At 70.9% G+C, this 18474-nt stretch carries 17 protein-coding genes; 7 read left to right on the plus strand and 10 right to left on the minus strand.

The genetic code is table 11. The features are described 5' to 3' along the window. Positions 1 to 185 precede the first annotated feature (185 nt). Both BLW27_RS07110 and BLW27_RS07115 read right to left on the minus strand, forming a co-directional pair. Entirely contained in the window at positions 186 to 2465 is a 2280-nt protein-coding gene (locus BLW27_RS07110) for an NADP-dependent malic enzyme (RefSeq protein WP_089881483.1), read from the minus strand. Between the two features lie 144 nt (positions 2466 to 2609). Next, positions 2610 to 2816 (minus strand): DUF3072 domain-containing protein, encoded by a 207-nt coding sequence (locus BLW27_RS07115; protein WP_245710806.1) that lies wholly within the window; start codon positions 2814 to 2816, stop codon positions 2610 to 2612. A 110-nt stretch (positions 2817 to 2926) separates the two neighbouring features. Between BLW27_RS07115 and BLW27_RS07120 the strand changes: the two genes are divergently transcribed. The 6 genes from BLW27_RS07120 to BLW27_RS07145 all read left to right on the plus strand — a co-directional run bounded on the left by BLW27_RS07120 (position 2927) and on the right by BLW27_RS07145 (position 8751). Next, complete coding sequence (locus BLW27_RS07120) at positions 2927 to 3319, plus strand: cytidine deaminase (RefSeq protein WP_089881486.1); 393 nt, start codon at positions 2927 to 2929, stop codon at positions 3317 to 3319. After that, positions 3316 to 4611: a thymidine phosphorylase gene (locus tag BLW27_RS07125; RefSeq protein ID WP_089881489.1), complete on the plus strand. Its 1296-nt coding sequence runs from the start codon at positions 3316 to 3318 to the stop codon at positions 4609 to 4611. Before BLW27_RS07120 ends, BLW27_RS07125 begins: the two co-directional genes overlap by 4 nt. Then, entirely contained in the window at positions 4608 to 5810 is a 1203-nt protein-coding gene (locus BLW27_RS07130; RefSeq protein ID WP_089881492.1) for a phosphopentomutase, read from the plus strand. Before BLW27_RS07125 ends, BLW27_RS07130 begins: the two co-directional genes overlap by 4 nt. A gap of 71 nt (positions 5811 to 5881) precedes the next feature. Then, the gene (locus BLW27_RS07135) at positions 5882 to 6913 is read left to right on the plus strand and encodes an adenosine deaminase (RefSeq protein WP_089881496.1); all 1032 of its coding nucleotides are present in this window, start codon (positions 5882 to 5884) and stop codon (positions 6911 to 6913) included. After that, complete coding sequence (upp, locus tag BLW27_RS07140; protein WP_089881499.1) at positions 6910 to 7542, plus strand: uracil phosphoribosyltransferase; 633 nt, start codon at positions 6910 to 6912, stop codon at positions 7540 to 7542. Before BLW27_RS07135 ends, upp begins: the two co-directional genes overlap by 4 nt. A gap of 81 nt (positions 7543 to 7623) precedes the next feature. Then, positions 7624 to 8751, plus strand: a complete 1128-nt coding sequence (locus tag BLW27_RS07145; protein WP_089881503.1) for an SPOR domain-containing protein — start codon at positions 7624 to 7626, stop codon at positions 8749 to 8751. A gap of 9 nt (positions 8752 to 8760) precedes the next feature. Here the strand turns inward: BLW27_RS07145 and BLW27_RS07150 are convergent, their stop codons facing one another. The 3 genes from BLW27_RS07150 to BLW27_RS07160 form a co-directional block, all read right to left on the minus strand. Next, positions 8761 to 9783 (minus strand): hypothetical protein, encoded by a 1023-nt coding sequence (locus BLW27_RS07150; protein WP_089881506.1) that lies wholly within the window; start codon positions 9781 to 9783, stop codon positions 8761 to 8763. Positions 9784 to 9976: 193 nt separating this feature from the next. Further along, a complete protein-coding gene (locus tag BLW27_RS07155; RefSeq protein WP_089881510.1) occupies positions 9977 to 11602 on the minus strand; it encodes an AMP-binding protein in 1626 nt (541 codons plus the stop codon). Between the two features lie 129 nt (positions 11603 to 11731). Further along, entirely contained in the window at positions 11732 to 12364 is a 633-nt protein-coding gene (locus BLW27_RS07160; protein ID WP_089881513.1) for a ribonuclease T2 family protein, read from the minus strand. Positions 12365 to 12497: 133 nt separating this feature from the next. Here BLW27_RS07160 and BLW27_RS07165 point away from each other — a divergent pair, with 133 nt between their 5' ends. Next, positions 12498 to 13265, plus strand: a complete 768-nt coding sequence (locus BLW27_RS07165) for a DUF1013 domain-containing protein (protein WP_089881516.1) — start codon at positions 12498 to 12500, stop codon at positions 13263 to 13265. Between the two features lie 78 nt (positions 13266 to 13343). On the opposite strand, the gene recR is transcribed toward BLW27_RS07165, so the two are convergent. From recR to BLW27_RS07190, 5 genes are all read right to left on the minus strand, one after another. Continuing rightward, positions 13344 to 13940: a recombination mediator RecR gene (recR, locus tag BLW27_RS07170; RefSeq protein WP_089881519.1), complete on the minus strand. Its 597-nt coding sequence runs from the start codon at positions 13938 to 13940 to the stop codon at positions 13344 to 13346. 37 nt (positions 13941 to 13977) lie between these two features. Further along, positions 13978 to 14322 carry a YbaB/EbfC family nucleoid-associated protein gene (locus BLW27_RS07175; protein WP_089881522.1) on the minus strand — a complete coding sequence of 115 codons (345 nt, stop codon included), beginning with the start codon at positions 14320 to 14322 and terminating at the stop codon, positions 13978 to 13980. A gap of 112 nt (positions 14323 to 14434) precedes the next feature. After that, positions 14435 to 16216, minus strand: coding sequence for a DNA polymerase III subunit gamma/tau (locus BLW27_RS07180; protein ID WP_089881525.1), 1782 nt, complete (start codon positions 16214 to 16216; stop codon positions 14435 to 14437). A gap of 129 nt (positions 16217 to 16345) precedes the next feature. Further along, positions 16346 to 17119, minus strand: a complete 774-nt coding sequence (locus tag BLW27_RS07185) for an inositol monophosphatase family protein (RefSeq protein ID WP_089881529.1) — start codon at positions 17117 to 17119, stop codon at positions 16346 to 16348. Then, positions 17106 to 18452, minus strand: a complete 1347-nt coding sequence (locus BLW27_RS07190) for a TldD/PmbA family protein (RefSeq protein ID WP_089881533.1) — start codon at positions 18450 to 18452, stop codon at positions 17106 to 17108. The genes BLW27_RS07185 and BLW27_RS07190 overlap by 14 nt, the downstream gene beginning before the upstream one ends. Positions 18453 to 18474 lie beyond the last annotated feature (22 nt).

Consider the following 18474-nt stretch of genomic DNA (forward strand, 5'->3'; position numbering starts at 1 on the left):
CGTAGGCTGAGGGTGCGGGCGGCAATCCCGCCGCCCCGAACGGAGCACGCGCCGAAATGGCCGACACCAAGAAGAAGCCCGCCAAGGAAGCCGGCGGCAAGCCGAAGAAGTAACCTCGTGCGCCGCCGCGGTGCGTCCGGGGGACGGCCGCGGCGGCATCGCGTTCCGGATGCGCGATCGCGCGCCTAGCCGTACTTCGCCACCGGCGTTCCCGCGATGGCCGCCATGTTCAGCAGCCCGCGCGCGGTTATCGACGGGGTGACGATGTGGGCGCGGTTGCCCATCCCCATCAGGATCGGCCCGACCTCGAGCCCGCCGGCCTTCGCCTTGAGGATGTTGCGCGTGGCCGATGCCGCGTCGGCATGGCCGAAGATCAGCACGTTGGCCGCGCCCTGCATCCGGTTGTCGGGCAGCAGGCGGGCGCGCAGCTCGGCGTCGAGTGCGGCGTCCACGTTCATCTCGCCCTCGTAGCTGAAGTCGCGCGGTTGCGAATCCAGCAATGCGATCGCCTCGCGCAGGCGCAGGCCCGACCCCTCGGGCTGGTTGCCGAACTGGGACTGCGAGCACATGGCGATGTTGGGAGTGATCCCGAAGCGGCGCACGTGGCGCGCGGCGGCGATGGCGGTCTCGGCCAGCTGCTCGGGGCTGGGGCGGGTGTGGACGTGCGTGTCGGCGATGAACAGCGGGCCGTCCTCGAGGATCATCAGCGACAGCGCGCCGTGCGGGCGCAGCGTGCCGTGGCCCAGCACCTGCGTGACGTAGTTCAGGTGCCAGCGGAATTCGCCGAAGGTGCCGCAGATCAGGCTGTCGGCCTCGCCGCGATGGACCATCACGGCGCCGATCGCGGTGGTGTTGGTGCGCATGATCGCGCGGGCAAGGTCGGGCGTGACGCCGCGACGGGCCATCAGCTTGTGATAGCTTTCCCAGTAGTCGCGGTAGCGCGGGTCGTTTTCGGGGTTCACGATGTTGACGTCGCGGTCGGGCCGGATCTCCAGCCCCATGCGCTCGCACCGCATCTCGATCACCTCCGGCCGGCCGATCAGGATCGGCGTCTCGGTGGTCTCCTCGATGATCGCCTGCGCGGCGCGCAGCACGCGCTCGTCCTCGCCCTCGGCGAAGACGATGCGGCGCGACGCGGTGGCGGCGGCCTCGAAGACCGGGCGCATCAGCAGGGCGGATTTGAACACGCTGGCGTCCAGCTTGCGCTTGTACTCGGCCACGTCCGCCAGCGGGCGCGCGGCGACGCCGGTCTCCATCGCGGCCTTGGCGACCGCGGTGGCGACGACGCCCGACAGGCGCGGGTCGAAGGCCTTGGGGATCAGGTAGTCGCGGCCGAAGGTCAGCTGCTCGCCGCGATAGGCGGCGGCGGCCTCGGCGCTTGTGGTGGCGCGGGCCAGCGCCGCGATCCCCTCGACGCAGGCGATCTGCATCTCGTCGTTGATCTCGGTCGCGCCCACGTCCAGCGCGCCGCGGAAGATGAACGGGAAGCACAGGACGTTGTTGACCTGGTTCGGGAAGTCGCTGCGCCCGGTGGCGATGATCGCGTCCGGGGCGACCGCGCGCGCGGCGTCGGGCATGATCTCGGGGTTGGGATTGGCCAGCGCGAAGATGATCGGACGGTTGGCCATCCGCTCGACCTGCTCGGGCTTGAGCACGTTCGGCCCCGACAGGCCCAGGAACAGGTCGGCGCCCTCGATCACGTCGTCCAGCGTGCGCTTGTCCGAGGCCTGCGCGAACGCCGCCTTGTGCGGGTTCATGTCAACCTCGCGGCCTTCGTAGACGAGGCCGTGGATATCGCACAGCCAGACGTTCTCGCGCTTCACGCCCAGCTTCAGCAGCATGTTGAGGCAGGCGATGCCGGCCGCGCCGCCGCCGGTGCTGACGACCTTGACGTCCTCGAATTTCTTTTCGGCCAGCAGCAGCGCATTGGTGGCCGCGGCCGACACAACGATGGCAGTGCCGTGCTGGTCGTCGTGGAAGACGGGGATGTTCATCCGCTCGCGGCAGATCCGTTCCACGATGAAGCAGTCCGGCGCCTTGATGTCCTCGAGGTTGATCGCGCCGAAGGTCGGCTCGAGCGCACAGACGATCTCGGCCAGCTTCTCGGGGTCGCTCTCGTCCAGCTCGATGTCGAAGCAGTCGATGTTGGCGAACTTCTTGAACAGGACCGCCTTGCCCTCCATCACCGGCTTGGAGGCCAGCGCGCCGATGTTGCCCAGCCCCAGCACCGCCGAGCCGTTGGACACCACCGCCACCAGGTTGCCGCGCGCGGTGAAGCGCGCCGCGTTCAGCGGGTCGTCGCGGATGTCGAGGCAGGCCTCGGCCACGCCGGGCGAATAGGCGCGGCTGAGGTCGCGGCCGTTGGCCAGCGGCTTGGTCGCGCGGATCTCGAGCTTACCTGGCTTGGGGAACTCGTGGTAATCGAGCGCCGCCTGGCGCAGCGTGTCGCTTGGCGAATCGGACATGCACGGACCCTTCCGGATAGCGAAGTCTGAACGGTCCGGCGGCGCGCCGGAAACCCTGCGGCGCGGGTAGCAGGTTTCGCGTGCGCTTGTAAATCACGTGACGTCAAGGCGCCGCCCCGTCGGGGGCGGGCGCAGGGAACGGCCTCAGTCGGCCAGCTCCTCGAGATAGGCCAGCCGGCGCGACGCCTGGTACTTGGTCAGCGCGGTGTCGAACGGCTCTCCGGTGCGCTCGCACAGCTCGCGCAGGCGCACTGCCTGCTGCTCGGTCATCGGTTCCTTGTCGCGGGCGGCAAGATCGTCCTCGGCATTCACGCCGAGGGTCTTGGTCGTCATCGTTTCCGTCAGTTTCATGGCGCGTCTCCTTTGGTCGGAAAACGCCTGCGGTTGCGGCGCGGTTCCGTGTTGCAATCGGCGCGGCACCCTTCCAGATTGAGACTCCGTTCACGCCGACAGGAGCTTCCATGTCCCTCAAGGATGCCGCGCGCGCCGTGCGCGAAAATGCCTACGTGCCCTATTCGCGCTATAAGGTCGGCGCGGCGATCCGGACGCCCTCGGGCGCCGTGCACGTGGGTTGCAACGTCGAGAACGTGGCCTACCCCGAAGGCACCTGCGCCGAGGCCGGCGCCATCGCCGCCATGTGCGCGGCGGGCGAGACGCGGATCGCCGAGGCCTACGTCGTCGCCGACGCGGCCGAGCCGGTGCCGCCCTGCGGCGGCTGCCGGCAGAAGCTGGCGGAATTCGCCGGCGCGGATGTGAAGATCACCCTGGCCACGATGGACGGCACCGAGAAGGTCATGACCGTGGCCGAGCTTCTGCCCGGCGCCTTCGCCCGCGACCACATGGACCGCGCATGACCGACGCGCGCAGCGTCATCGCCGCCCTGCGCCGGGGCGACGCGCCCACGCCCGAGGCCTTGGCATGGTTCGCGCAGGGCCTCGCCGACGGCACGGTCAGCGACGCGCAGGCCGGGGCCTTCGCCATGGGCGTGTGCCTGCGGGGCCTGCCGGACGCGGGCCGCGTCGCGCTGACCCGCGCGATGCGCGACAGCGGACACGTGCTGGACTGGGATCTCGACGGGCCGGTGGTCGACAAGCACTCCACCGGCGGCATCGGCGACTGCACCTCGCTGGTGCTGGCGCCCGCCTTGGCGGCCTGCGGCGCCTATGTGCCGATGATCTCGGGGCGGGGCCTTGGCCATACCGGCGGCACGCTGGACAAGCTCGACGCGATCCCCGGTTACGCCACGGCCGCGGACGAGGCGCGCTTTCGCCGCGTTGTCGCCGACGCCGGCTGCGCGATCGTCGGCGCCTCGGCCGACATCGCGCCGGCGGACCGGCGGCTCTACGCGGTGCGCGACGTGACCGCGACGGTCGAAAGCCTCGACCTCATCTGCTCGTCCATCCTGTCGAAGAAGCTGGCCGCCGGGCTTCAGGCGCTGGTGCTCGACGTCAAGGTCGGCTCGGGCGCGTTCATGAAGACGGCCGCGGACGCCGGCGCTTTGGCCCGCGCCATGGTCGACACCGCCAACGCCGCCGGCTGCGCCACCGCCGTCCTGATGACGCGGATGGACGAACCGCTGGCGCCCAGCCTGGGCAACGCGCTCGAGGTCGACGCCGCGATGCGCGTCCTGACCGGGGTCGCGACCGGGCCGCTTCACGACCTCTCGGTGGCGCTGGGCGCCGAGGCGCTGGACCGCGCCGGCATCGCGGAGGGCGAGGCGAAGCTGCGCGACGCCATCGCCTCGGGCGCCGCCGCCGAGCGTTTCGCGCGGATGATCTACGGCCTTGGCGGGCCGAAGGACTTCGTCGAGGACTGGACCCGCTTCCTGCCCGAGGCGACGGTGATCGAGGAAGTGCCCGCGCCCGACAGCGGCATCGTCACCGCCATCGACGGCGAGGCGCTGGGCCTTGCCGTGGTGCGTCTGGGCGGCGGGCGGCAGGTGGAAAGCGACCGCATCGACCCGGCCGTGGGCCTTTCGGACGTGGTGCGCCTTGGCGCCCGCGTCGAGAGGGGCCAGCCGCTGGCCAAGGTCCACGCCGCGCGCGAAGGCCAGGCGCAAGAGGCCGCGCGCGCCGTCGCCGCCGCCGTGACGCTGGGCGACAAGGCGCCGAAGGCGGCGCCGCTGGTGATCGAGAGGGTGGCATGACGCGCGCCTTCCTCGTGGTCATGGATTCGGTCGGCATCGGCGGTGCGCCCGACGCCGACGCCTATTCCAGCGGCCACGTGCCCGATACCGGCGCCGACACGCTCGGTCACATCGCGCAGGCCTGCGCCGAGGGGCAGGCCGACACCGGCCGGCAGGGGCCTTTGCGTGTGCCGACCCTCGCGCGGCTGGGCCTGTTCCACGCTCACGCGCAGGCCATCGGCGCGCCGCAGCCCGACCGGCAGGCCGAGGGGCTGTGGGCGGCGGCGACCGAGCATTCCCACGGCAAGGACACGCCCTCGGGGCACTGGGAACTGGCCGGGCTGCCGGTGCCGTGGGACTGGCACTACTTCCCCGAAACCGTGCCCGCCTTCCCGCCCGAGATCACCGAGGCCGTTTGCGAGATCGCCGGCTGCGACGGCATCCTCGGGGATTGCCACGGCTCGGGCACCGACATGATCGACCGCTTCGGCCCCGAGCATATCCGCACGGGCCGGCCGATCTGCTACACCTCTGCCGACAGCGTGTTCCAGATCGCCGCGCACGAAGGCGCCTTCAGCCTCGACCGGCTGCTGGACCTGTGCGAACGCATCGCCCCCCGGCTGCACGCGATGCGCGTGGGCCGGGTGATCGCGCGCCCCTTCGTGGGCGAGCCGGGCAGCTTCCGGCGCACGTCGAACCGCCGGGACTATGCCATCGCCCCGCCCGAGCCGGTGCTGACCAACTGGGTGCAGCAGGCCGGCGGCCGCGTCCACGCGGTGGGCAAGATCGGCGACATCTTCTCGATGGCCGGCATCGACACCCTGCGCAAGGGCGACGACGCGGCGCTGATGGGCCACCTGTCGGACCTCGTGGAAACCGCCGAGGACGGCAGCCTCACCTTCGCCAACTTCGTCGAATTCGACAGCCTTTACGGCCACCGCCGCGACGTGGCGGGCTACGCGCGCCAGCTGGAATGGTTCGATGCCGAGCTGGGCAAGGTGCTGGCGAAGCTGCGCGACGGTGACCTGCTGGTCGTCACCGCGGATCACGGCAACGATCCCACCTGGGCCGGCACCGACCACACCCGCGAACGCGTTCCCGTGCTGATGGCCGGGCGCGGCGCGGGGGGCTTGGGGGACATGGCCTTCGCCGACGTGGCGGCGTCAGTGGCGGCGCATCTGGGCGTGCCGGGGCAGGGGCCGGGCGTCTCGGCGCTCTGATCCGGGCGCGATCCTATGGCGCAACGCGGCCCGCGATGCTATCCGCTCCGAAACGCCACAGGACCGCCGCCATGAGACATCCCGACGACCGCCCGCCGCTCGACGACGAGGCGCTGGACCGCATCGCCCGCCTGCCCAAGGCCGAGCTGCACACGCATTTCGAGGGCGCCGCCCCGCCGGAGTTCATCCGCGACCTCGCCAAGAAGCGCAGCGTGGACCTGTCGGGGATCTTCCGCCGCGACGGCTCGTACGACTACCGCGACTTCGTGCACTTCCTGTCGGTCTACGAGGTGGCGACCAGCGTTCTGAAGACGCCCGAGGATTTCGGCCGCCTGTGCACCGCCTTTCTGGAAAAAAGCGCCGAGAACGGCGTGGTCTATTCCGAGACCTTCCTGTCGCCGGATTTCTGCGGCGGCGGCGACGTGAGCGCCTGGCGCGAATACCTGCACGCCATCCGCGAAGCGGCCAAAGCAGCCGAGCGCGACATGGGCGTCACCCTGCGCGGCATCGTCACCTGCATCCGCCATTTCGGCCCCGACCAAGCGAAGCGCACCGCCCGCTGCGCGGCCGAGACCGCCGACGACTGGTTGACCGGCTTCGGCATGGGCGGCGACGAGAACAAGGGCAAACAGGGCGACTTCGCCTATGCCTTCGACATGGCGCGCGAGGCCGGGCTGCGGCTGACCACCCATGCCGGCGAATGGCGCGGCCCTTCGGAAGTGCGCGACGCGCTGGCGCTTGGGGTCGAACGCCTCGGCCACGGCGTGCGCGCGTCCGAGGACCCGGCGCTGGTCGAGGAACTGGCCGAGCGCGGCACCACGCTCGAGGTCTGCCCCGGCTCGAACGTGTTCCTGGGCGTCTACGACACGCTGTCGAAGCACCCGATCGACGCGCTGCGCGACAAGGGCGTCAACGTCACCGTGTCCACGGACGACCCGCCTTTCTTCCACACCACCATGCGCCGCGAATACGTGAACCTCGCCCGGACCTTCCACTGGGACGAGGCCGTGTTCACCGACCTCAACCGCACCGCGATGGCGGCCGCGTTCTGCGACGACGCCACCCGCGAAAAGATCCTCAAGAAACTGGAGCCCGCAGCATGACCCGGCACCTGACCATCGTCGACCACCCGCTGGTGCAGCACAAGCTGTCCATCATGCGCGACAGGACCACCTCGACCGCGTCCTTCCGGCAGCTGCTGCGCGAGATCAGCCACCTTCTGGCCTACGAGGTCACGCGCGACCTGCCGATGACCACCCGCACGATCGAGACGCCGATGTGCGAGATGGAGGCGCCGATGATCGAGGGCAAGAAGCTGGCCCTGATCTCGATCCTGCGCGCGGGCAACGGGCTGCTCGACGGCATCCTCGACCTGATCCCGGCGGCGCGCGTGGGCTTCGTCGGCCTCTACCGCGACGAGGAGACGCTCCAGCCGGTGCAATACTACTTCAAGGTTCCCGAGAACCTGGGCGACCGGCTGACCATCGTGGTCGACCCGATGCTGGCCACCGGCAATTCCTCGGCCGCGGCGGTGGACCTGCTGAAACAGGCGGGCGCGCGCGACATCATCTTCCTGTGCCTGCTGGCCGCCCCCGAAGGCGTCGAGCGGATGCGCCAGGCGCACCCGGACGTTCCGGTCGTGACCGCCGCGCTGGACGAGAAGCTCAACGAGCGCGGCTACATCCTGCCGGGCCTGGGCGACGCGGGCGACCGGATGTTCGGCACGCAGTAGCGCGGAACCCGTCAACGGCACGGAAACTTTACAAGTTGTCGTGGATAGGTCACCGTCCACGCACGAGACAGGGGTCGCGCCATGCCGTTCACGTCGCTTCGAAACCTCGCGCTGATCGCCGCCGCGTGCGGGGGCATCGCCGCCCCGGCCGGGGCGCAGCAGGCCTTCGTGGCCGAGCCGGTGAACCTGCCGCCCGCCGACTTCACCGGCGACCAGTTCGTCGACAACGACGGCTGCATCTTCGTACGCGCCGGGTTCGACGGGAAGACCACCTGGGTTCCCCGCGTCACCCGCTCGCGCGAGCCGGTCTGCGGGCAGGAGCCGACTTTCGCCGCGGCCGCGGTGCCCGAACCGGCCGAGGAGCCTGCGGTCGAGACGGTCGAGGCACCGTCGGCCTTGGCGGCCGTCGAGGCGCCGAAATCGCCGCGCGCCGCCGCCCCCGCGACGGCTGCCTCTCCCGCGGCGCAACCCGCTGCCGCCGCGACCCCGGCACGCAGCGCCCGGCCGCAGGCCTCGGTGCCGCCCCGCATCGTCCGCAGCGCACCGCCGCGCGCGCCCGTCGCCGCCGATGCGCGCTGGGACCGGCCCGCGCCACGGATCGCGCCCTCGGCCGAGGTGATCCCCACCGCGGGCGGCGGCACCATGGTGGTCGCGGAGTCGTCGTGGATCGTGCCGGACCAGGTCTTCGAAAGCCGGGTCGAGCGCGGCGTCACCATCCCGCCCGGATACGAGCCCGCCTGGGAGGACGGCCGCCTGAACCCGTGGCGGGCCTGGCAGAAGGTCGCCGGTTTCCGCGCGACCCAGCGCGTCTGGACCAGCACCGTGCCGCGCATCGGCATCCCCGAAGGCGTGCCCGCAACCGTGGAGGACCCGGTCGCGGTCTATCGCACCACGGCCCCCGCGCCGCGGACCGGGACGGGTGTGCGCTACGTGACAGATGACGGGCGCCGTGCGGTCGTCTCGACCAGCGGCGCGGCCGCGCAGCCGGCGCGCTTCGTGCGCGTCGGCCTGTTCAGCAGCCAGGGCGGCGCCGACGCGGCGGCCAGGCGCCTGCACTCCGCCGGCCTGCCGGTGCGGTTCGGCACGCAAAGGCATGACGGCCGGTCGCTGCGGGCGGTGCTGGTCGGGCCGTTCACGTCCGACGCGGCCCTGCGCGACGGGCTGGCGCAGACACGGCGCGCCGGGTACGCGGACGCCGTCGCGCACTAGGCGGCGGTCTTACGCGCCGCAGACGCCCTGCAGGCGCACCCAGTCGGAATCGCTGGCGACTGGCGCACCGTCGCCGGCGCCGGGATCGGCCTCGATCAGCGGCAGCGTGGTCTCGCCGGTCGGATCGATGGCGTAGGCATAGGGCGTGCTGCGCATCTGCGCCGCCTGGAAGGCGCCCAGCAGCGCGTCGTTCGGGGCCGGGCGCTGCGGCGCGGTCAGCACCTGCTCGGCATAGGACGACAGCGCCTCCTCGGGCAGGCTGCCGGTGGTCAGCAATTGCAGCGTCGCGATCAGCCCCGCGTGGTCCAGCACGTCGCGCAGCGGGTCGTCCAGCCGCGCGCGCAGCGCCTCGGCCAGGATGTAGCCGGCGGCGATGTCCGGGTCCTCGTGGTCCTCGAAGACCTGCCGGCCCAGCAGGATCACCCCGCCGGGCAGGTGGGCGCTGTCGCGCGCCGCCGTGGGCAGCACCACCAGCGCGTTCGCCCGATCCGGGCCCAGCACCCGCGCCGCCAGCCGCCGCAGCGGCGCGCGCGCGTCGCGCCCGCGGCAGGGCTGGCCGGTGACGCGCGTCATGTGCGCCAGCACCGCCTGGCCGATCTCGGCGCGCTTGGCGGGCGGCACGACGGTCGTGGCATAGCGTTCCAGCGCGCCGGGCAGCCAGACCAGCACCGCCAGCGCCAGCGCCGCGGCCACCGACCCGCCAATTGCGAAGCGCAGCTTTCCCGGCCGCGGGCGCCGCCGCTCGATCGCGCGCAGCACGCGGTCGATGCCGTCGATCATCGCGGTCTCGTCCTCGGGGATCTCCAGCGTCTCGCCCGGTTCGCCGTCGAGGTGATACAGCGCCGGCCGGGCCGTGCCGTTGGCGCGCACCATCGCCGCGACCGACCAGTGCGTCAGGACCGCGCCGCTGATCTCGGTCAGGGTCAGCGTGGCATCGCCCAGCGAGACGATCACCTCGCGCCGCTGTTCGCCCGGCGCGGGACGCCAGAGGCCGGTGGCCTCGAGCCTGTCGTACTCTTTCAACGCGGTCATTCGGGACTGTATGCGCCTTGTCGCTTTCCCAAGGGTCTACCGCGCGGCGCGGAATGTGGAAAGCCCGGTCGTGTGTTCGGCCGTCGCCGCGGGGCGAAACCTTGACGAATCATGAATCCGCCTCTGCAAGCCATTGATATTCTTGGCGCGGATTCCTGTCCCACCGTGGGACACCTCGCGCGGCCCCCGCCGGTCACAGGTCCCGCGCCAGGCTGCGCAGCTCGAACTTCTGGATCTTTCCGGTCGAGGTCTTGGGCAGATCCCGGAACACCACCCGCTTGGGCGTCTTGAACCCCGCCAGCCTCTCGCGCGCATAGGCGATCAGCTCGGCCTCGGTCGCGTCGGCTCCGTCCTTCAGCTCGACGAAGGCGCAGGGCACCTCGCCCCACTTCTCGTCCGGTTTCGCCACCACGGCACACAGCGACACCGCGTCGTGGCCCATCAGGCAGCCCTCGACCTCGACCGAGCTGACGTTCTCGCCGCCCGAGATGATGATGTCCTTGGCCCGGTCCGCGATCTGGACGTAGCTGTCGGGATGGATCACCGCGATGTCGCCCGAGCGGAAGACCCCGCCGGCGAAGGCCTCGGCCGTGGCCTCGGGGTTCTTCAGGTAGCCCTTCATCACGCCGTTGCCTCGGAACACGATCTCGCCCTTGGTCGTGCCGTCGCGGGGCACCGGACGGTCCTCGTCGTCCCACACATCCACCGGCTCCATGAACGGCATCGCGACGCCCTGCCGGGCCTTCACCGCCGCGCGGTCGGCGCCCTGCAGGTGATCCCAGTCCGCCGACCAGCAGCACTCGGTCGCGGGGCCGTAGGTTTCGGTCAGCCCGTAGACATGGGTGATGTTGAAGCCCATCGTCTCGATCTTTGCCAGCGTAGCGGGGGCCGGCGGCGCGCCGGCGGTGAACACCTCGACCACGTGGTCGAATGTCCGCCGCGCCTCGGGCGGCGCGTTCACCAGCGCGTTGAGCACGATCGGCGCGCCGCCGAAATGGGTCACGCCCTCGTCCGCGATGGCGTCGAAGATCGGCTTGGCCGCGATGTCGCGGCAGCAGACCAGCGTCCCGCCCAGCACGGGCATCATCCAGGTGTGGCACCAGCCGTTGCAGTGGAACAGCGGCACGATGGTCAGGTAGACCGGGTGCAGCACCATCCGCCACGACAGCACCTGACCCATCGCGTTCAGGTACGCTCCGCGGTGGTGATACACGACGCCCTTCGGCCGCCCCGTCGTGCCCGAGGTGTAGTTGAGCGCGAGGCTTTCCCACTCGTCCCCGGGCATGATCCAGGCGAGATCCGGATCGCCGCGCGCCAGCAGGTCCTCGTATTCCAGGTGCTCGCTGGCCGCGGGCGCGCCGCCGTGGCGGTCGGCCACCTCGATCACCTGCGGGGCGGGGCCCTCCATCCGCGCCATGGCGGCGGTCAGCATGTCCATGAAGTGCGGATCGCACAGCACGACCTTCGCCTGCCCGTGATCGAGGATGTAGGCCACGGTGTCGGCGTCGAGCCGCGTGTTGATCGCGTTGAGCACCGCGCCGCAGGCGGGCACGCCGAAATGCGCCTCGGCCTGCGCGGGGATGTTGGGCAGGATCGTCGCCACCACGTCGCCCGGCCGCACACCCATCCCGGTCAGAGCCGAGGCCAGCCGCGTGACGCGCTCGTGATACTCGGCATAGCTCTTGCGGTGCGGGCCGTAGATCACGGCCGTGCGGGTGCGAAACACCTGCGCCCCGCGTTGCAGGAACGACAAGGGCGTCAGCGGCACGTGGTTCGCGGCGTTCCTGTCCAGCCCGGTCTCGTCGGCCATCCACCCCATGATGCGTCTCCCCCTCGCACACTCGGTCGTGCCATGAATAGCATTGCCGCGCGGGAAATCTCGTGGAAATCCGGCGCCGAAGCTGCGAATTCCTGGCTCCGCGCGTCTCGTCGAAGACGCGGCGGGCGCTCAGTCCCCGCCGATCGGCACCAGCAGCGCGTCGTCCAGCGTGCAGTCGCGCACCACGTCCGCGCCGCAGGTCACCGGCTTCAGGTCGCGCGACAGGCACAGGCGAACCTCCTGCACCTGCCCGTCGCGGCAGGTGACGGTGACGCCGTCCGGGGACAGTGCCGGGTTCGCCTTCAGGAAGGCCTCTTCGACGACGCGGGCGGGCAGGCGCACCGGATCGCGCAGGTCGCGGAAGACCTGCGGGCGCGTGACCGCATCGTAGGCGTCGCGCGACAGGCCGAAATAGGCCTCGGCCGACAGGCCCGAACAGGCGCCGTGCTTCTTCCACTGGTGCCAGGCCAGCCCGGCGATGCCCATGATGTCGGCCATCGCGGCGGTCTGTGCGCGCGACGGCGGCGCGGCGCCCGTGGGGCAGTAGGACGGCCAGCCGCGATCGTATTGCGGCCATAGCCCGTGCAGCGACCAGCCCAGTCCGCGGCCGCATTGCTCGGACCCGCGCGCAATCCCCTCGCGGTCGCACCAGCCGGGCGACCAGCTGAGCGCCATCACGTAATAGTCGAAATCGCCCGCGCGCTCGCCCTCGGCGTGGGCCAGTCCCGCGACCAGAAGAAGGACCGCCAGGGCTGCGCGCATTTTCTCTTTCCTCGTGATGCCAAGGCGATTATATAGCGCGCGAGTTTCCCGACAACGGTAACTGTCCCGGATGGCCGGGACCGCCTGGCCAGACCGCCACGGCGCGGGAAGGACTATTGCAAGGAGACGTGTTATGGCCAAGCTGCTGCACCCCAAGGCGACCGCCGTCTGGCTGGTGGACAACACCACCCTCAACTTCAAGCAGATCGCGGATTTCACCGGCTATCACGAGCTGGAAGTGCAGGGCATCGCCGACGGCGACGTGGCCGGGGGCGTCAAGGGCTTCGACCCGGTCGCCAACAACCAGCTCGAGCAGGAAGAGATCGACCGCGCCGAGAAGGACCCGCTTTACAAGATGAAGCTGAAGTTCAACCCGGCCGCGCTGGACGAGGACAAGCGCCGGGGCCCGCGCTACACGCCGCTGTCCAAGCGCCAGGACCGTCCCGCGGCGATCCTGTGGCTGGTCAAGTTCCACCCCGAGCTTGCCGACAGCCAGATCAGCAAGCTGGTCGGCACGACCAAGCCGACGATCCAGTCGATCCGCGAGCGCACGCACTGGAACATCCAGAACATCCAGCCGATCGACCCGGTCGCGCTGGGCCTGTGCCGGCAGTCGGAACTGGACGCCGCGGTGGCCAAGGCCGCCAAGAAGCAGGACGCGGTGATGAACGACGACGAGCGGCGCAAGCTGGTCTCGACCGAGCAGAGCCTCGGCATGGAGGCCGAGCCGCGCCTGCCTTCCGCGATCGAGGGACTGGAGACGTTCAGCCTGTCGGGATCGTCGCGCGACGAGGACGAGGAGAAGAAGGCCGCGCGGAAGGACTATTCCGACGCGGACAGCTTCTTCAACCTGCCCGACGAGTCGTCCGACGACGACGACGAGGACGACGACCGGAAATAGGGCGCACCTTGCGCGCAAACGGATCGGGCGGCCAACGGGCCGCCCGTTTTCGTTTCCGGCATCGCTGTGCGCGCTTTCCTAGAACCGCTTGCGCGCGTTCAGCGCCGCGGTGATCGTGCCGTCGTCGAGATAGTCCAGCTCGCCCCCGATCGGCACGCCCTGCGCCAGCGACGACAGCGCGACGTCACGGTGCTCCAGCTGGTCGGCGATGTAATGCGCGGTCGTCTGCCCGTCGATCGTGGCGTTCAGCGCCAGGATCACCTCGGTCACGTGTTCGGCCGACAAGCGGTGCAGAAGCTGCGGGATGCGCAGGTCGTCGGGGCCGATGCCGTCGAGCGCCGAGAGGGTGCCGCCCAGCACGTGGTAGCGGCCCTTGAAGACGCCGGCGCGTTCCATCGCCCACAGGTCGCCCACGTCCTCGACGACGCAGATAAGCCCGGTCGCGCGGGTCTCGTCGGCACAGATCGCGCACAGGTCCGCGGTGCCCACGTTGCCGCAGTTGAGGCACTCGCGCGCGGTGTCGGCGACGCGCTGCATCGACTGTGCCAGCGGGCCCAGCAGCTGGTCCCGCTTGCGGATCAGGTGCAGCACCGCCCGCCGGGCCGAGCGCGGCCCGAGCCCGGGAAGCCGGGCCATCAGCGCGATCAGCCCGTCGATGTCTTTGTCGTGCTTCACCTGCCGCCTTTCGCCTTGCCCGGCCCGACCGGGCGCCTCAGAACGGCAGCTTCATGTCGGCGGGCAGGCCCATCGCCTCGGTCAGCTTGCGCATCTCCTGCTGCGAGCGTTCCTGCGCGCGGCTCTGCGCGTCCTTGATCGCGGCGAGGATCAGGTCCTCGACCACTTCCTTGTCGTCGCCGTTGAAGATCGACGGGTCGATGTCCAGCGCCTTCAACTCGCCCTTGGCGGTCGCCGTGGCCTTCACGAGGCCCGCGCCGGATTCGCCCACGACCTCGATGCTGGCCATGTCTTCCTGAAGCTGGGCCATCTTGCCCTGCATCTCCTGCGCGGCCTTCATCATCTTGGACATGTCGCCCAGTCCGCCCATACCCTTGAACATCGCGTGTCTCCTGCTGTCTTTGCCGACCCGGGCCGGGCGGCTTGTCTGGCTTCAATATCGCAACGCCGGGGGCGTGCCACAAGGCGCGGGCGTCAGTCTTCCTCGGCCGACGTCAGTCTTCCTCGAACGGGTCCCACTCGTCCTCGACTTCCGGAAGGGCGTCGGCCTGCGCCTCGGCGCGGGCGGCTTCGGGCGTGCGGATCTCGTGGATGGTGGCGCCGGGAAAGGCCAGCAGCGCGGCCTTGACCAGCGGATGCTCGGCCGCCTTGGCCTGCAGCGCCAGCTTGTCCGCGTCGCGCTTCTCGACCACGGTGGGCTCCTCGCAGCCCGACACGACGCTGACCGCCCAGCGATTGCCGGTCCAGCGCTGCAGCGCGGTGCCCAGCCGCTGGGCAAGGTCACCCTCGGCGGTCTCGGTCGGGGTGAATTCGATCCGTCCGGGCCGGTAGGCGGCCAGGCGCAGCGTGCCCTCGACCTCGACCAGCAGCTTCACGTCGCGATTGGCGCGGATCAGCTCGATCACGTGTTCGAAGGTGGGGAAGCGCGCCAGCGCGGCCTCGGTGGCCTGCGCCACGGCGGCCTGCGCGCCGCTGCCGGCGACGCGTGGCGCGGGGCCCGCCGAGGCCTGCGGACCGTGCAGCGCGCCCGACGGCGCCCCGGCGCTGCCGCGCACGTCCGTCCCGGCATGGTGCGGCCCCTGACCGCCGCCGCCACCGGAGGGCGGAGGCGGGGGCGGCGTGTCGCCCAGCTTGCGGATCAGTTCCTCGGGCGAGGGCAGCTCGGCCACGTGGGTCAGGCGGATCACCGCCATCTCGGCCGCCATCATCGCCGACGGCGCGCGCGAGACTTCCTCGATCGACTTCAGCAGCATCTGCCACGCGCGCGCCAGCGCGCGCATCCCCAGCCCGTCCGCGAAGGCCAGTCCGCGGGTGCGTTCGTCGGGCGCGATGGTCGGATCCTCGGCCGCGTCGGGTGTGATCTTGACCACAGAGACCCAGTGCGTGAGTTCCGCCAGATCGCGCAGCACGGCCAGCGGGTCGGCCCCGTCGGCGTATTGCGCCGACAGTTCAGTTAGCGCGCCGGCGGCGTCGCCGCGCATCACGCGCTCGAACAGGTCCATGACGCGGCCCCGATCGGCAAGGCCCAGCATCGCGCGCACCTGGTCGGCCGTCGTCTCGCCCGCGCCGTGGCTGATCGCCTGGTCCAGCAACGACGTCGCGTCCCGGGCCGAGCCTTCGGCCGCGCGGGTGATCAGCGCCAGCGCGTCGTCGGCGATCTCGGCGCCCTCGGCGGCTGCGATGCGCTTGAGAAGCGCGATCATCACCTCGGGCTCGATCCGGCGCAGGTCGAAGCGCTGGCAGCGGGACAGGACCGTCACGGGCACCTGCCGGATCTCGGTCGTGGCGAAGATGAACTTCACATGCGCCGGCGGTTCTTCGAGCGTCTTCAGGAGCGCGTTGAATGCGCTTTTCGACAGCATGTGGACTTCGTCGATGATGTAGATCTTGTAGCGCGCGCTGGCCGCCCGGTAGTGCACGCTGTCGATGATCTCGCGGATGTCGCCGACGCCGGTGTGGCTGGCCGCGTCCATCTCCAGCACGTCGACGTGCCGGCCCTCCATGATTGCGGTGCAGTGTTCGCACCGGCCGCAGGGTTCGGTGGTTGGCCCGCCGGTGCCATCCGGGCCGACGCAGTTCATGCCCTTGGCGATGATCCGGGCGGTCGTGGTCTTACCGGTGCCGCGGATGCCGGTCATGATGAAGGCCTGCGCGATCCGGTCGGCGGCGAAGGCGTTCTTCAGCGTGCGCACCATCGCATCCTGCCCGACGAGATCGGCGAAGGTTTCCGGGCGGTACTTGCGGGCGAGCACCTGGTATTGCGGGCTGTCGGACATGTGCGGCCTGTGTCGGGAGTCGGAGGCAAGGTAAGGGGTGACGCGCCGGGCGTCCACCGGGGATGGGGGCGCTGCCCCCGCCGCATCGCGGCTTCCCGGAACATTCTTGTCAGGACGAGCCTGGCGGCTTCAGGTCATGCGGTCGAGGAAGGCGGCATGCAGCGCCGGGTTGGCGCCCAGCATCCCGTCGGTCTGCGGATGCGGGCGGTTGAAGCGCAGCGGCCCGCCGCGGCGGTCGGTCACCGTGGCGCCGGCCTCGGCCATGATCAGGCTGCCGGCGGCGATGTCCCATTCCCATGCCGGGCGCAGCGTCAGCATCGCGTCGAAGCGCCCCTCGGCCACGAGGCCCAGCCGGTAGGCCAGCGACGGGCGGTGCGCGCGCTTCACCGCCGGCACGCCGCGCGGCCAGTGCCGCGCATCGAGCGTGGGCTTCGTCGCCAGAACCTCGGCCGCGTCCAGCGTATCGGTGCCGCTGACGGAGATGGGCCGGCCGTTCAGATGCGCGCCCGCGCCGGTGGTCGCGGTGTAGAGCAGGTCGAGCATGGGCAGGTAGACCACGCCCGCCGTCACCACGCCGCCCCGCGCCACGGCCAGCGAATGCGCCCAGGTCTTCTGTCCGTCGATGAAGGCGCGCGTGCCGTCGATCGGGTCGACGATGAACGTCGCCTCCTGGTCCAGGCGGGCATGGTCGTCGGGGGTTTCCTCGGACAGCCAGCCGTAGCGGGGCCGCGCGTCCAGCAGGCTTTCGCGCAGCATCCGGTCGACGGCGAGGTCGGCGCGCGTGACCGGGCTGTTGTCGGCCGCCTTGTTCTCGACCCCGAGATCGCGGCCGATGAACGCCTTGGCTTCTTCGGAGGCGCGGCGGGCGGCGTCGATCAGGAGGGAAAGATCATTCTCCGGCAAGCGTCAGCCCCTCGACCAGAAGCGACGGCACGACGCGGGACAGCCACGGGCGCGCGTCGTTCGCCGGACGGATCGTGCGCAGCATGTCGCGCAGGTTGCCTGCGATCGTCACGCCCGACACCGGGTAGGCGATCTGGCCATTTTCGACCCAAAGCCCCGCGGCGCCGCGGGAATAGTCGCCGGTGTTCGGGTTGATGGTCGAGCCGATCATCGATGTCACGATCAGGCCGGTGCCCATCTCGGCGATCAGGTCGTCGCGCGATTGCGCGCCCTGCGTCAGTTCCAGGTTCCAGTTCGACGGCGACACCCCGCCCGAGACCGAGCGCGCCGCGTTGGCGGTGCTGTCCATGCCCAGCTTGCGCGCGTTGGCAAGGTCGAGCGTCCAGCCGGTGAGGACGCCCTTGTCGATGATGGCGCGGCGGCGCGTGGCAAGCCCTTCGGCATCGAAGGGGCGCGATCCCATGACGCGGGCGCGGTGCGGGTCCTCGATCAGGCTGATCGCATCGGGCAGGACCGGTTCGCCGAGCGCGCTGCGCAGCCATGACGCGCCGCGCGCGATCGTCGCGCCGTTGATCGCCGACACCAGATGCCCGATCAGCGAGGACGAGACGCGTTCGTCGAACAGCACCGGGTAGGCGCCGGTCTTGGGGCGGCGCGGGTTCACGCGCTCCAGCGCGCGCCGGGCGGCGGTGTCGCCGATGTCCTCGGGGCTGCGCAAGTCGGACTGGAAGATGCGGTTGTCGCCGTCGTGGTCGCGCTCCATCCCCAGCCCTTCGCCGGTGATCGCGACGCAGGACAGGCTGCGCGAGGTGCGCCGGTAGCCCCCGGAAAACCCGTTCGTCGCCGCCAGGTGGACGTGCTGCGCGCCGTAGCCGGCCGAGGCGCTGTCGATCTGGCGGATGCCGTCATGCGCCAGCGCGGCGGCCTCGGCGCGCCGGGCGTCCTCCTGCAGCGCGGCAGGATCGGGCTCGGGCGCGGGGTCCGACAACTCCAGCAGCGTCGGGTCCATGCTGCCGCCCAGCTGTTCGGGATCGGCAAGACCGGCATGGGGGTCCTCGGGCGCCTCGCGGGCCATGGTCACGGCCCGCTCGGCCATGGTGCGGATGGTCTCCTCGCGCGTGTCCGAGGCCGAGACGATCGCGCTGCGCCGCCCGACGAAGACCCGCAGACCCATGTCGGAGCCTTCCGCGCGCTGCGCCTCTTCCAGCGCACCCGCGCGCACGTCGATCGACAGCGAGGTGCCGTCGATGGCGATGGCGTCGGCCGCGTCGGCGCCGGCCTTGCGGGCCGCGTCCAGCAGGGCATGGGCAAGCGTTTCCGGCGTCTGGGACATGGGGCCTCCGGGTTGCGGGGAT

It is taken from the genome of Citreimonas salinaria, assembly GCF_900107235.1.
GTDB lineage: Bacteria > Pseudomonadota > Alphaproteobacteria > Rhodobacterales > Rhodobacteraceae > Citreimonas > Citreimonas salinaria.

Bases quoted from the DNA above. Each gene is read 5' to 3' on its own strand.
- BLW27_RS07150 (WP_089881506.1), bottom strand. From the start codon at position 9,783: ATGACCGCGTTGAAAGAGTACGACAGGCTCGAGGCCACCGGCCTCTGG.
- BLW27_RS07135 (WP_089881496.1), top strand. From the start codon at position 5,882: ATGAGACATCCCGACGACCGCCCGCCGCTCGACGACGAGGCGCTGGAC.
- BLW27_RS07125 (WP_089881489.1), top strand. From the start codon at position 3,316: ATGACCGACGCGCGCAGCGTCATCGCCGCCCTGCGCCGGGGCGACGCG.
- BLW27_RS07180 (WP_089881525.1), bottom strand. From the start codon at position 16,216: ATGTCCGACAGCCCGCAATACCAGGTGCTCGCCCGCAAGTACCGCCCG.
- BLW27_RS07160 (WP_089881513.1), bottom strand. From the start codon at position 12,364: ATGCGCGCAGCCCTGGCGGTCCTTCTTCTGGTCGCGGGACTGGCCCAC.
- BLW27_RS07120 (WP_089881486.1), top strand. From the start codon at position 2,927: ATGTCCCTCAAGGATGCCGCGCGCGCCGTGCGCGAAAATGCCTACGTG.
- BLW27_RS07110 (WP_089881483.1), bottom strand. From the start codon at position 2,465: ATGTCCGATTCGCCAAGCGACACGCTGCGCCAGGCGGCGCTCGATTAC.
- BLW27_RS07155 (WP_089881510.1), bottom strand. From the start codon at position 11,602: ATGGGGTGGATGGCCGACGAGACCGGGCTGGACAGGAACGCCGCGAAC.
- BLW27_RS07175 (WP_089881522.1), bottom strand. From the start codon at position 14,322: ATGTTCAAGGGTATGGGCGGACTGGGCGACATGTCCAAGATGATGAAG.
- BLW27_RS07115 (WP_245710806.1), bottom strand. From the start codon at position 2,816: ATGAAACTGACGGAAACGATGACGACCAAGACCCTCGGCGTGAATGCC.
- BLW27_RS07165 (WP_089881516.1), top strand. From the start codon at position 12,498: ATGGCCAAGCTGCTGCACCCCAAGGCGACCGCCGTCTGGCTGGTGGAC.
- BLW27_RS07130 (WP_089881492.1), top strand. From the start codon at position 4,608: ATGACGCGCGCCTTCCTCGTGGTCATGGATTCGGTCGGCATCGGCGGT.
- BLW27_RS07145 (WP_089881503.1), top strand. From the start codon at position 7,624: ATGCCGTTCACGTCGCTTCGAAACCTCGCGCTGATCGCCGCCGCGTGC.
- upp (WP_089881499.1), top strand. From the start codon at position 6,910: ATGACCCGGCACCTGACCATCGTCGACCACCCGCTGGTGCAGCACAAG.
- BLW27_RS07190 (WP_089881533.1), bottom strand. From the start codon at position 18,452: ATGTCCCAGACGCCGGAAACGCTTGCCCATGCCCTGCTGGACGCGGCC.